The organism is Pseudarthrobacter sp., from assembly GCF_036675385.1.
GTDB lineage: Bacteria > Actinomycetota > Actinomycetes > Actinomycetales > Micrococcaceae > Arthrobacter.
On sequence record NZ_JAKFFD010000191.1, the window covers coordinates 1 to 12,598 of the forward strand.

14 protein-coding genes are annotated in these 12,598 nt (G+C 67.3%); 4 read left to right on the forward strand and 10 right to left on the reverse strand.

The genetic code is table 11. The features are described from left to right. Positions 1-262: 262 nt before the first annotated feature. The 3 genes from V6M49_RS16245 to V6M49_RS16255 all read right to left on the reverse strand — a co-directional run bounded on the left by V6M49_RS16245 (position 263) and on the right by V6M49_RS16255 (position 2,862). The gene (locus V6M49_RS16245) at positions 263-1,288 is read right to left on the reverse strand and encodes an o-succinylbenzoate synthase (RefSeq protein WP_332762032.1); all 1,026 of its coding nucleotides are present in this window, start codon (positions 1,286-1,288) and stop codon (positions 263-265) included. A gap of 21 nt (positions 1,289-1,309) precedes the next feature. Next, positions 1,310-2,326 carry a magnesium and cobalt transport protein CorA gene (locus V6M49_RS16250; RefSeq protein WP_332762034.1) on the reverse strand — a complete coding sequence of 339 codons (1,017 nt, stop codon included), beginning with the start codon at positions 2,324-2,326 and terminating at the stop codon, positions 1,310-1,312. Between the two features lie 134 nt (positions 2,327-2,460). Beyond that, positions 2,461-2,862, reverse strand: coding sequence for an Hpt domain-containing protein (locus tag V6M49_RS16255; RefSeq protein WP_141141346.1), 402 nt, complete (start codon positions 2,860-2,862; stop codon positions 2,461-2,463). Between the two features lie 189 nt (positions 2,863-3,051). On the opposite strand from V6M49_RS16255, the gene V6M49_RS16260 reads away from it, so the two are divergent. The 4 genes from V6M49_RS16260 (at position 3,052) to V6M49_RS16275 (ending at position 6,379) form a co-directional block, all read left to right on the forward strand. Continuing rightward, positions 3,052-3,384 (forward strand): ArsR/SmtB family transcription factor, encoded by a 333-nt coding sequence (locus V6M49_RS16260; RefSeq protein ID WP_058931565.1) that lies wholly within the window; start codon positions 3,052-3,054, stop codon positions 3,382-3,384. A 13-nt stretch (positions 3,385-3,397) separates the two neighbouring features. Further along, entirely contained in the window at positions 3,398-3,904 is a 507-nt protein-coding gene (locus tag V6M49_RS16265) for an SRPBCC family protein (RefSeq protein WP_332762038.1), read from the forward strand. 147 nt (positions 3,905-4,051) lie between these two features. Further along, complete coding sequence (locus tag V6M49_RS16270; RefSeq protein WP_332762040.1) at positions 4,052-5,233, forward strand: MFS transporter; 1,182 nt, start codon at positions 4,052-4,054, stop codon at positions 5,231-5,233. 36 nt (positions 5,234-5,269) lie between these two features. After that, positions 5,270-6,379, forward strand: a complete 1,110-nt coding sequence (locus tag V6M49_RS16275; RefSeq protein ID WP_141141348.1) for a LacI family DNA-binding transcriptional regulator — start codon at positions 5,270-5,272, stop codon at positions 6,377-6,379. On the opposite strand, the gene V6M49_RS16280 is transcribed toward V6M49_RS16275, so the two are convergent. From V6M49_RS16280 to V6M49_RS16310, 7 genes are all read right to left on the reverse strand, one after another. After that, the gene (locus V6M49_RS16280; RefSeq protein ID WP_210412325.1) at positions 6,376-6,723 is read right to left on the reverse strand and encodes a DUF6510 family protein; all 348 of its coding nucleotides are present in this window, start codon (positions 6,721-6,723) and stop codon (positions 6,376-6,378) included. The two genes, V6M49_RS16275 and V6M49_RS16280, sit on opposite strands and share 4 nt — an antisense overlap. Continuing rightward, positions 6,720-7,457: an FAD-binding oxidoreductase gene (locus tag V6M49_RS16285; RefSeq protein ID WP_332762042.1), complete on the reverse strand. Its 738-nt coding sequence runs from the start codon at positions 7,455-7,457 to the stop codon at positions 6,720-6,722. The genes V6M49_RS16280 and V6M49_RS16285 overlap by 4 nt, the downstream gene beginning before the upstream one ends. Before the next feature lie 10 nt (positions 7,458-7,467). Continuing rightward, complete coding sequence (locus V6M49_RS16290; RefSeq protein WP_332762045.1) at positions 7,468-8,061, reverse strand: sulfite oxidase-like oxidoreductase; 594 nt, start codon at positions 8,059-8,061, stop codon at positions 7,468-7,470. Positions 8,062-8,143: 82 nt separating this feature from the next. Next, complete coding sequence (locus V6M49_RS16295) at positions 8,144-9,673, reverse strand: glycoside hydrolase family 32 protein (protein WP_332762047.1); 1,530 nt, start codon at positions 9,671-9,673, stop codon at positions 8,144-8,146. 26 nt (positions 9,674-9,699) lie between these two features. Next, the gene (locus V6M49_RS16300; RefSeq protein ID WP_332762049.1) at positions 9,700-10,581 is read right to left on the reverse strand and encodes a carbohydrate ABC transporter permease; all 882 of its coding nucleotides are present in this window, start codon (positions 10,579-10,581) and stop codon (positions 9,700-9,702) included. A gap of 8 nt (positions 10,582-10,589) precedes the next feature. Beyond that, a complete protein-coding gene (locus tag V6M49_RS16305; protein ID WP_332762051.1) occupies positions 10,590-11,555 on the reverse strand; it encodes a carbohydrate ABC transporter permease in 966 nt (321 codons plus the stop codon). Next, positions 11,552-12,598 (reverse strand): extracellular solute-binding protein (locus V6M49_RS16310; RefSeq protein WP_332762053.1); only part of this gene is annotated, 1,047 nt, incomplete at its 5' end. The genes V6M49_RS16305 and V6M49_RS16310, both read right to left, overlap by 4 nt.

Sequence of the window (12,598 nt, forward strand, 5' to 3'; positions counted from 1 at the left end):
GCAGGCGTTGTCGCACTTCAAGGCGCACGTGACGGCGCTGCGCTTGCCCTTGGTGTGGCCGAGCATGGGCAGCAGGGTGAACTTGCGGGCTGTCGTTTCAGACAAGGGGTGCCTCCAAATTTACGATCGGGTCCCGGCCACCCTTTCAGCCGCGTCCGACGCCCAGCCGTCAGCCGGGTGAAGTTCCGGTTAACCCCGCGTGACCTGCAGGAATACCCATCGATTGCTCCGTAGCGGCCCTTTTGGAGCCTCTAAAGGGCCGTTACGGAGCAGTCGATGCCGCGAGGAGGGCGTGGACCCTGGCGAGGCGGGCCAGCCACCAGTCGCGGCGTTCAGCGGCAGCCGCATACTGCTCCAGCAGCCCAGCGTCGGCGGCGACCTCGCGGAGGCGGATGGCGCCGTCGTCGGCCACCAGCGGATCCAGCGTGATGTCCGAGGTGAACAGCGACACCGTCCCCAGCCCGCACGCATACGGCAGCTCGGGCAGGGCAGCGGCCAGAGCCAGCCCGGCGCGGATGCCCACGGAGGTGTCCAGCGCGGAACTGACGACGGCGGGGAGCCCGGCCTGCGCCACGATGTCCAGCGCACGCCGCACTCCCCCGAGCGGCGCGACCTTAACAACCAGCAGATCCGCCGCGCCGGCCCGCGCCACCTTAAGCGGATCGGATTCCTTGCGCACGCTTTCGTCGGCGGCGATCAGCACCGGCGTTCCCGCGGCGCGCAGCTGCCGCCGCACCTCGGCGAGCCCCTCAATCGACGGCACCGGCTGCTCGGCATATTCAAGTCCGACGGCGGCCAGCCGGGTGAGTGCCGCCACCGCAGTGGGCACATCCCAGCCGCCGTTGGCGTCGACGCGGATGGCGGCGTCCGGCAACGCGGAACGGACGGCGGCAACCCGGGCGGCGTCGTCGTCGAGCGTCTGCCCGCGCTCGGCCACCTTGACCTTGACGGCGTCCACCCGGCCGAACCGGGCCAGGACCTCCGGCACGCGGTCCGCGGAAACGGCGGGAACGGTGGCGTTGACGGGGACCACCGAACGGACGGGCGAAGGGAAACCGTGCCAGCCGGCCTCGATGGTGGCGGCGAGCCAGCGGGAAGCCTCGGCGTCGGCATATTCGGGAAACGGGCAGAACTCGCCCCAGCCGAGCGGGCCGCGCAGCAGCAGCGTTTCGCGTTCCATAATGCCGCGGAACTTCACCCGCATGGGCAGGCTGACCACGTGGGCAGTGGCGAGCAGTTCGTCCAGGGAGGGGAAGGCGGCGGGCGGCAGGGCGGCGTCGGCGGGCATGGATTCACTGTACCGGCAGCGCTAAATCCACTTGTTGTGCTTGAAGGTCCAGTAGAGCCCCAGCCCCATGGCAACCATCAGGCCCAGGGCAAACGGGTAGCCGAAGACCCAGTTCAGCTCGGGCATGCTGGTGAAATTCATGCCGTAAATGGTGCCTACCAGCGTGGGCGCAAACAGGATGGCCGCCCACGACGAAATGCGTTTCACCTGCTCGCTCTGGGCGAAGCTGGATTCGGTGAGCTTGCGCATTTCGTCGTTCTGCCGCTGCGCCACCAACGCCGCGTTAACGGCCAGGGCGTTCTGCAACAGTGCGCGGAAGGACGCCACCCGTTCATTCAGCCGGATCACGTGGTCCAGCACGTCGCGGAAGTGGTCCTGCAGCTCGGGACCGGGTGCGCGCTCCGGTGTTCCGGCCGCGAGGGCCTGGAGGATGCCAACCAACGGACTGGTGGCGCGCTGGAAGGTGATGACCTGGCGCGAGAGCTCGTAGATCCGGCGCGACACGTCCGGATCGGCGCCGAAGAGGTCGTCCTCGATCTCGTCCACATCGTTCTCCAGCCCCGCGGCCACGGGTTCGTACTCGTCCACCACCTGGTCCAGGATCCCGTAAAGCACGGCCTCCGGGCCCAGGGCGAGGAACTCGGGCGTGGATTCCATCCGCTGGCGCACCTTGGCCAGGTCCGGAGATTCGGCGTGGCGGACGGTGATCACATAATCGGCGCCGACAAAAACGTGGATCTCGCCGAAGTCCACTTTCTCCACGTCGTCGAGGTAGCGGGCGGGGCGGAGCACCAGGAAGACGCATTCGCCGTAGTGCTCCAGCTTGGCCCGCTGGTGTCCGGCCAGGGCGTCCTCCACGGCAAGGGGGCTCAGGGCGAATTCCTCGGCCACCGACCTGATTTCCTTGGCGTCCGGGCGGTACAGTCCGATCCACGCCATTCCTTCGCGCTGCCTCAGGACGAAATACGTCTCGTCCAAGCTGACGGGGTCCGCCGTCCTGACACCGTCCACGTACACCGCGTTATCGATGATGGTCATGGCCGGGCCTCCTTGTCGGAACATCGCCTGACCCCAGTGTTCCTTTCGCGCTCCCAGTCGTCCAGCGTGCCCAGTCGTCCAGCGTGCCCAGTCGTCCAGAGTGCCCAGTCGTCCAGAGTGCGGGCAGGCGGGCCTCACCCGGAGTGCAGGTACTTCTGCAGGATGTTAGTGGTCTGCCGGGCGCAGCGAATGATCTGGCGCAGGCGGTCCGCTGCCAGCCGGGGCAGGACCCGGGCGGGTTCAGAGTGGAGGGTCTCGTGGCGCAGGGCCTGTTCCAGCTCCATGGCAAGTCCGGCCAGGCGCTCCGCGCCCACCATCTGGCTGGAGGTCTTGAGGCTGAGGACCGCGTCCATCGCACCGGCCAGGTCGCCGGTGGTCAGGGTCAGACGCAGCTTTTCAGTCCTGTGGGGCAGGTATTCGATGAAGTTCTGCACGAAGACTTTCCACACGCCGTCATCGTCCTCGAGCTCTGTCCGCAGCCTGTCCAGGACATCCGGATCCAGGAGGGGAAGGCCGTTGCCCTCGTCCGGCGCCATTGCTGTCCTTCCTGCCCCCAGAAGCGGTGTACCGATGGACGTCTCGCAGGTCCCCCATACGACGCTATGCCGCCGGGGATGCCGAAAGCATCAGTAGTAGGTACTCGACTTTTCAACTCATTGGCACTGCGTGGCAGATGAGCTATCCGTCTCTTCCAATGCATATCCATATGGGTATACAATCGCCGTATGGCACGGGCAGCAACAACGGCAGATACGTTCAACGCGGTGGCTGAGCCCCGCCGTCGGGAAATCCTGGACGCCCTCACTCAAGGCGAGCGCCCGGTCAACGAGCTGGTGACCCTTTTGGGCCTGGCGCAGCCGCACGTGTCACGGCACTTGCGGGTGCTGCGCGAGGTGGGCGCCGTCGTCGTGCGTGACGAAGGCCGGCAGCGGCTCTACCGGCTCAATCCGCAAGCCCTCAAGCCCATCCACGACTGGGTGGCCAGCTACCAGCACCTCTGGGAGGAGCGCTTCGATCTCCTCGAGGACGTGCTGGAGGATCTCAAAGAAGAGCACTGAAAGGAGCAGGACAATGGCACAGGCAAGCAGCAGCACCATGGATGTGACGTTCCCCAGCGACACGGAAATCCTGATCACGCGGACCCTCAACGCGCCCCCGCACCTCGTTTACCGGGCATGGACCACGCCGGAACTCGTCAAGAAATGGTGGCCGGGCCGGCGCGGTGAGATGACCGTGGCGGTGATGGACTTCCGCGTCGGCGGCGCATGGCGTTACGTCATGGTGGCGCACGGCGAATTCGAGGTGGCCTTCCACGGCATATACCGCGAGATTGTGCCCAACGAGCGGATCGTCCACACGGAGGTCATGGAGATGCCGGGCACCGCGCCGGACAGCGAGGAAGGCGCCGTGCTCAATACGGTCACCTTTGACGGGGCCGACGGCGGCACCACCACCGTGCGGATCCGCACCGATGCGGGGAGCAAGGAAGTCCGGGACATGATTGCTCAGTCCGGCATGGAAGGCGGCGTGCGCGAGCAGTTCGAGATCATCGAGGAGCTGGCGGCATCCCTCACCTGACCTGCGTACCCATCCGGCCCAACTAGCTCGCATTAAACGTCGTCATTCGGGATTTTCACGACGCTAAGTGCCAGCTACTTTGGGGGCGGTTGTTACACTCCAACGTGTGATTTCCCTCCAGCAGGCGCCCTGTCTCGAAGTGCGCGCGTGAGCGCCCCGGCACAGGTGGTCAACGCCCGGGCATCCACCGTCCCCCTGTACGCGGCCGGCTTCGTCACCGCGTTCGGCGCCCACAGCATCGCCGCCGGCATGGGCGCGCAGAGCGAGAACATCGGCCTGACGCTGCTCAACCTGGGCATCCTGCTGGCCCTCTATGACGTTTCCGAAGTCTTCCTCAAGCCGGTCTTCGGCGCCCTGAGCGACCGGATCGGAACCAAGCCCGTCATCGTCGGCGGCCTCCTGGCCTTCGCGGTGCTGTCGCTGATCGGCCTCTGGGCGGCGGATCCGCTGATGCTTGGACTCGCGCGGCTGGGGCAGGGCGCGGCGGCTTCGGCGTTCTCGCCGGCGTCGTCCGCGATGGTTGCACGGCTGGCGGGAGGCAAGAAGGCCGGGACCTACTTCGGCCGGTACGGTTCGTGGAAGAGCCTGGGGTACGTCATCGGTCCGCTGCTGGGGGCGGGCCTGATCCTGGCGGGCGGGTTTGCCCTGCTGTTCGGGGCCCTCTCGGTGCTGGCGGCGGCCACCGCCGTGTGGGTGCTGGTGTCCGTTCCGCACCTGGCCCCGCTCCCCCGGCAGCGTTACACCGTGCTCGATCTCGCCCGCCAGGTCACCGAGCGGCGCTTCCTGGTTCCCACGCTGGTGCTGGCGGCCTCCACCGGGGCGCTCGGCGCGGCGATCGGATTCATTCCCGCCCTGGCCACCCGGCACGGCCTTGGCCCGGTTGCCGGCACAGCCGCGGTCAGCGTCCTGGCCATCACGTCAGTGCTCACCCAGCCCTGGATCGGCAGGCTGCGGGACGCGCACCGCATCAGCGATAACAAAGGTACGACGGCGGGACTCCTCCTCACCGCCGCGGGCGTCGCACTCATCGCCCTCACCCCGGGTCCGGTCACGCTGTTCATTGCGGCGGCGGCCATTGGCGCGGGCGTCGGCCTGGCCACGCCGCTGGGCTTCGCGCATCTCGCCGACACCACGCCGCCGGAGCGGATGGGCCGGACCATGGGTTCGGCGGAACTCGGCCGGGAACTCGGCGACGCCGGCGGGCCGCTGCTGGTGGGCGGCATCGCCACCCTCACAGCCCTGCCGTTTGGCCTCGGAGCCCTGGCGCTGCTGGTCGCTGCGGCCAGCCTGCCGCGCCTGCCGGAAGCGCACCTCACACGCGTTAGGTAGACTGCAGGAAATACCGTACGCGGGAGGAAACCCAGTATGAACCGCAAAGCCACAGCGCTCGACGTCGCCAAGCTCGCCGGAGTTTCCCGCAGCGCGGTGTCGCTGGTCCTGAACGGGCGCGGCGACGGGAATGTGGCCAAGGAGAGCCAGGTCCGGATCCGTGAAGCGGCGGCCACGCTGAACTACACGCCCAACGCCATTGCCGTGAGCCTGCGGAACCGCCGGTCGCGGATCATCGGGATCGTCTCGGACCAGGTGGTCACCAGCCCGTTCGACGGCAACATCATCGCCGGCGCGGACGCCGTGGCCAGGTCCCAGGGTTTTGTCACCGTGGTGATGGATACGGAACTGGACGAGACCCGTGACGAGAGTGCCGTGGCCACCCTGCTGGACCGCCAGGTGGACGGGCTGATGTATGTCACCGTGGGCCTGCGCCCCCTGCACGTCCCGCTCAACATGCTGCGCGTGCCGTCGGTGCTGGCCAACTGCTTCGATGACCGTCCCGAGGCAGGCGTTCCGGCCGTCATTCCGGATGAGGTCCGCGGCGGCCGGGAGGCGGCAACGCACCTGCTGGAGCTTGGCCACCGGGACATCGCGTTCCTCGCCGGTGACGGCGTCACACCCGCCGCGCCGCGCCGGATCCAGGGCCATCGGGATGCCTTTGAGGCCGCCGGGTTGCCGGTGCGGCCGGGCCGGATCCTCGAAGCTGGCTGGGACATCGATGCCGGGTTCCATGGCGCCATGAAGCTCCTGGACGGCGTGGCTGCGCCGGACCGGCCCACCGCGATCGTGTGCGCGAACGACCGCCTGGCCATCGGCGTGGTGCTCGCGGCCAACCGGCTGGGCCTGGCTGTGCCTCAGGATGTCTCCGTCATGGGGTACGACGACGAATTCCGCATCGCCTCCACCATGGTCCCGGCGCTCACCACCATGGCCCTCCCGCTGCGGGAGATGGGCGCCGCCGCCATGACCGGGCTCCTCCGGGAACTGTCGAAGGAGCCGGAGGATAACGAGGATTACGACGACGGCGGCGCCCCCGCCGAGCACGGCCGTCCCGGCCAGACGCTGGTCCCGTGCCGGCTCGTGGTGCGCGAGTCAACAGGCCCGGTCCCCGCCGGCCAGAACCCTCCAAGGCGTACGCGCTAGCCCTCCCGGTCGATCTGCAGGTAGCTGAGTCCGCTGACGTCGAGCCAAAATTTGGTGGGAGTCTCGACAAGACGCAGGAGCACACCCCCACAGGAACTGCAGCGTACAACGATTCCCGGGGCGTCGGAATACACTGCGGCTTCCCCGAAGACCCTGACGGCGCCACAGTTCTTGCATCGACCGATCGCTGCGATGATGTCAATGCGGAACAGTTCCCACAGCGGTCCTGCCGCCGCGTTCCCGTCAAGATGAGGTATGGGATTGTCCGTGGTTCCGGCGATGTCCCGGTCCTCGAAACGCGGATCCTCAGCGCCAGGCGAAGCGGAGCCGTTGTTGGCAGTCACCGGATTCCTCCCGTTCCGCCGAAGCGTTCGGTTTTGATCGAGGCGGCCGGATAGCCCGCCTGCACCAGCCACTCTGTGATTGTTTCGACAAACATCGTCTGACCACAGATGAAGATGTCCGGAGAATCGTGCACCGGCAGGATGTTTGCCAGCAGCGTTTCGGCGGAGAGTCGCTTCGGGGCGCTGGGCCAGCCCTCCGGCACTTTGCGTGTGTAGACATAGTCGACCACGAGCCTGCGGGATTCCCGGCTCAAGGTGAGCAGCTCCTCCCGATAGAACCCCGACTCCGGCGACTTAAGCGAGTACAGCAGCCGGAACCGCGAAGGATTCTCGGACGCCTCGTGGGCGCGGATCATTGCCATCAGCGGGACGATGCCGGATCCTCCGGCGATCAGCTGAACCGGGTTCGGGTTAGTCGGACGCCAGACGAACCAGCCGCCGACGGGACCCCGGATCTCCAACCGGTCTCCGACCATCAGGTCTCTGACCAGATAGGGGGAGACCTCCCCGTTGGCCAGTTCATCGACCGTGATCTCCAATATTTCGTCCATGCCGGCTGTGGCCACGGAGTAGGACCGTACTGCCGTGTAGCCGTCGTCGGCCGTGAGTCGAATATCGATGTGCTGGCCGGCAAGGTTGCCGTTCAGGCCGTCCACGCGCAGCCCGATGGTCCTGGACGAATCCGTTTCGGGATCGGCGCTGACGACGTCGGCGACCCGCCACAGGCTACTCATTGGGCGTGCCTCATGAGTAACGCTCCTCGCGCCAGGGGTCGCCGTAGATGTGGTAGCCGTTGGATTCCCAGAAACCCGGAACATCGTGCGGCGTCAGCTCGATGCCATTGACCCATTTCGCGCTCTTCCAGAAGTACAGATGGGGTACCAGCAGGCGGGCCGGTCCGCCGTGGACGCGTTCCAGCGGCTCACCGTCGAATTCCCAGGCCACCCACGCCTGGCCGTCCAGCAGGTCCTGCAACGGCACGTTGGTCGTATAGCCGCCGTAGGAGTGGGCGGTGGTGAACTCGGACGTTGTTTCCACGTCCTCGAACAGGGCGTCCAGGGACACCCCGCGCCACGAGGTGCCCAGCTTGGACCAGCTGGTCACACAGTGAATGTCGGTCCGGATATCCACCTGAGGCAGAGCCATGAACTCGTCCCAGGACCAGGCGCGACGCTGCCCCGTCTCGGTTGTAATGAAGAATTCCCAGTCCGCCCGAGCGATGTACGGTGCAGGACCCGCCGTCAGTACGGGAAAGCTTTCCGTCTCGTATTGACCCGGTGGTAACGCTGGATTACCGGTGCGCCGTTTTCCATGAAAACCAGACGAGATGATTCCCAACTTGTACCTCCGATGCGGAGCCCCGCCGGTCGAATGTAATCCGTGCCCCAACGATAGGCCAACAGCTGCACAGAGACCAGACCTACCGGGGCTGTGCCAGCTGCCAGACGTCCGCGGCCGCACCCTCGGGAAGCCGCAGCACCCACCGCTCGCCGGGCGCCGGATAGGCGCGCAGCGTGGTGGCCACCGAACCGCTCCGGTACACCTCCACCAGGGACGCGTCCACAAACACCCGCAGCTCCTCCCCCGCAGCAAGAGGCCCGCTGAACACCACTTGCTCAGCCTCGGTTGAACCATCGGCCACCAGGGAAAGCTCGACGACGGCGTCCGCGGCCAGCGCCGCCGGCCCACCGGAGCGGGCGGTCACCACAGCCTCGGCATACGCCGGCAGCTCAACGCTCCCGGCAGCCTGCGCAGCCAGCTGCGCGCCACGGTAGGCATCCACCTCCGGCGCCGGTGCCACGGCCAGGGCACCGTCCACCACGGACAGCAGGCGCGGGTGGGTGAGCACTCCGGCCCAGCCCGCGGCGTCGATCTGTTCCTGGCTGCGGCCCCGGCGGCCGTCCCGGCCCGGACCTTCATTGGCCCAGCCCCACAGCAGGGCCTTGGGCTCCGCGAGGGCAGCAAGAGCAGAAGAAGAAACAGGAGCAGCAGGAGCACCGGCGCCGGCACCACCGGCACCGGCACCGTCCTGCAGCTGCACGATCTGCGGCGCGTAGAAGTCGCGGCCCAGGTCGGACTTTCCGCCGGTCTCCGGGGAAAATACCGGCAGCCCGGTGGCGGGGTCCTCGGCCAGGGAGCCGATGAGGTGGCCTACCCCGTTGGCATGCTCGTGGTCGTCGCCGGACAGCCATAGGGAGAACATCATGACCCACGCGTCGCCGGAAGAAGCGTCGACGCCGGACCCGGTTTCACGGGATTCAGCGGAGGACACGGCCGGAACCCGCACCAGCTGCGGGCATTCCCAGATCTCGGCCGGCGTCTTGGCAGCAGCGACCGGGTTCTCGGACGTGAGCCAGATGCCCTGGTACTTCCAGTCGGCCAGGTCCTCCACCGTGTAGAGCAGGAGTGCCGCGTGACCGGAGGCCAGACCCGCGCCCTGCATGGCGTAGCGCTTGCCGTTGAAGCGGAAGATGAACGGGTCGCGGACGGCCGTGACCATGGGGTCGGCCGGCATGGACGCCGCGACGTGCCCGTCCTGGGTCCAGGACACAAGGTCCGCCGAACCGCGGGAGATGACCACCTGGGAGTGGCCGCCGTCGCCCCTTACGCCGGAGTACGCGGCGGTGGGGACGCCGCCGTCGTCCGTCACCACACCGGTCCAGCAGCCGTACTCGTCCGGCCCGCCGTCCTGCGGACGCAGCGCCACGGGGTGTTCCTCCCAGCGGACCAGGTCCGCGGAGCTGACGTGGCCCCACGCGATCTTGTGGTGCTGGGCGGACGCGGGGTTGTACTGGAAGAAGACGTGGTACCGGCCGTTGAGATGGCTGACGCCGTTGGGGTCGTTGATCCAGCCCTGGGCGGGGCGGGGGTGGAAGTGCGGGAACGCGGGGTCGGGGTGCGCGGCGGCCAGGCTGGCGAAGTCGGTGGCGGCGAGGTCCGGGGATGACATGGGGGTAAGCCTTTCAGAGGTGTGGGCTATTTGCCGCTGCCGGCGGTGAGGCCGTCCTGCAGCGCGCGCTGGCCGAAGAAGAAGACCACCAGTGCGGGGATCATGGACAGGACCACGCCGGCCAGCACCACGGAGATGCTGCCGGTGCCCAGGTTGCCCTGCAGGGAGACCAGGCCCAGCGGCAGGGTGAAGTTCTGTTCCGAGATGGTCATGATGAGCGGCCGGAAGAACTCGTTCCAGTGGAAATTGAAGGCCAGGATGCCCACAATCGCCATCCCCGGAATGGCCAGCGGGGCGTAGACCGAGCGGAAGGTCCGCCAGGGCGAGGCGCCGTCGATCGACGCCGCTTCCGCGAGGTCGGTGGGCAGCCCCATGAAGTACTGCCGCATCAGGAAGGTGCCGAACGCCGTCGGGATGGCCGGCAGGATCAGCGCCAGGAGGGTGTCCGAAAGTCCCATGCCGCGGATCAGCATAAACACGGGCACGATGGTCACCTGCACCGGCACCATCATGGTGGCCAGCACGATGGAGAACAGGGCGCCGCGGCCGCGGAACTTCAGGTTGGCGAAGGCGTAGCCGGCCATCGCGGCGGTGACCATCTGTCCCACCGCGATGAGCCCGGTGACCAGGGCGCTGTTCAGCACCAGGAGGACGATGTCCAGCTGCCGGAAGACCTGCGCGTAGGACGTGAAGTCCGGATTCCAGGGGAAGAACGACGGCGGCAGCTTGAACGATTCCGACGGCGACCGCAGCGAGGTGGACAGGGTCCACATCACCGGGCCCAGGGTCAGGACGGCCGCGATCATCAGCAGGACAATGCGGAGGACCAGGTTCCAGTTCGGCTTCCGCCGGGACCGGGCAGGCACGGCAGGTGTGCGGGTGGACACACGCTCTGAAGTGGTAGTCATGGCGGGCCTCACTGGTAGAAAACGAATCGTTTGCTGAGCCGGAACTGCGCGGCGGTGATGGCCATGATGATCAGGGTCAGGATCACGCCGATGGCCGAGGCCTCACCGAATTCCAGGCGCTGGAACGCGGATTCGAAGATCACCATCACGGCGGTGCGGGTGGAGTCCCCGGGCCCGCCGCGGGTCAGGACGTACGGCTGGTCGAACACCTGGAGCGCGCTGATGATGGCCATCACGGACGCCAGCAGGGTGGTGGGGCTGAGCAGCGGCAGGGTGACGTAGACGTGCTTGCGCCAGCCGGTGGCGCCGTCCAGCGAGGCGGCCTCGTAGGTTTCCACGGGGATCGACGCCAGCCCGCCGATGAACAGCAGGAAGGAGAACCCGAAGTTCTGCCACACATAAACCAGGATGACGACGGCGGCGGACCCGCCGGGGGTGGTCAGCCACGGCACCGCGGGGATGCCGGCGAGGGACAGGAACCAGTTGACCACGCCGAACTGCTCGTTGAAGAGGTACCGCATAAAGATGGACACCGAGGCGGCGGAGAGGATCAGCGGGAAGAAGAACGCCGAGCGGAAGAAGGTCCGCAGCCAGGACGGCATCTTCTCCTGCACCATCACGGCGAGCGCCAGTGCCAGGCCGAGCTGGAGGGCCACCGCCACAATCACAAACGCAATGGTGTTCAGGAAGGACACCCGGACCGTGGGGTCCTGGACCACTTCGGCGAAGTTGTCGAAGCCCACGAACGTCGGGGCGGAGATGATGTCCCAGCGGAAGAACGCCAGGACCACCGATGCCGCGATGGGCACCAGGGTGAACAGGCCCATGCCCAGGATGGTGGGGGCCAGGAAGATCCAGGCAAGCCAGCGCTGGCTGTGCCGGCCGTACGCGGTGTTCGCGGAGGCGGGCGTACCGGGCTTGGCGGCCTTGGCGGCCTGCTTCGGCCGGTCCCGGCGAGGGATGGTGGTGCTCATGACTGCCTCCTCAGGGCCAGTTCAAGATCGCGCTGCATGGACTCGAGGGCCTGCTTGAGCTGGCGCTCGTCGCCGCTGACGGCCAGCGAAACGTTTTTCATCAGGGCCGTTTCGACGGCGGCCTGCTGGGGCGGTGCCGGGATGGGGCCGGTGGTGGGGTACTTGTCCAGCGTGTCGTAGAAGACCTTCCAGTGCGCCGGGCCCTTCCCCGAATACAGCGCCTCGTTGACCATGGAGCGGCGGGCGGGGGTGGTGACCGGGTTGGGGAAGATCAGCTCCATAGCTTCGCGGCTGGCACTGAACTTGATCCATTCCCAGGCGGCGTCCTTGTCCTTGGCGGTTTTCATGATGGCGTAGCCGGCCGTGCCGAACTGGTGCCGCTGGCTCCGCCACTTGGGGAAGAACGCGACGTCGTAGTCGTTCTCCTTCATGCCGGCCTCGTGCAGGCCCTGGACCCAGTAGCCGCCGGCCGGGGTGGTGCCGATCCGGTTGGAGGCGAAGAGCCCCACCAGGGAGCTGCCGCCGCCTTCTTCGGGCCGGACGCCGAGGCCGTCCTTGACGAGGCCGCGGAGGTAGTCGAAGGTCTCGAACACGCGGGGGTCGTCGGCGTTGGGTTCGAGCCACTGGTACCCGCCGGAGCGCAGGCTGCGGGAGGGATCGTTGGCGTAGAAGGAGTCCCAGAGCCAGTCCCCGCCGGTGGACCGGGTCTCCTTCAGGAAGCTGGTGTCGTTGGCGTAGAGCCAGGGCACCACGCCGCCGAAGAGCCGGTTGGTCCAGTAGTAAGGCGTGAAGTCGGTGGGCCGGGCCTTGCGCATGGCGGCGAGGCTGTTGCGGAAGTCAACGTGGGTCCAGTCGTCCGCCGGGCGTTCCAGCCCTGCCTGCGCGAAGGCGGTGGTGTTGTAGTACATGTTGGCGGCGTTCCAGTCCATGGGGAGCTGGAAGAGGCTGCCTTTGTACATAAAGGCCTCCACCAGGCTGGGGTGGACGTCGGCGAAGAACTCGGCCATGTCCGCGGCGTCGCGGCGCAGGTATTCGTCCAGCGG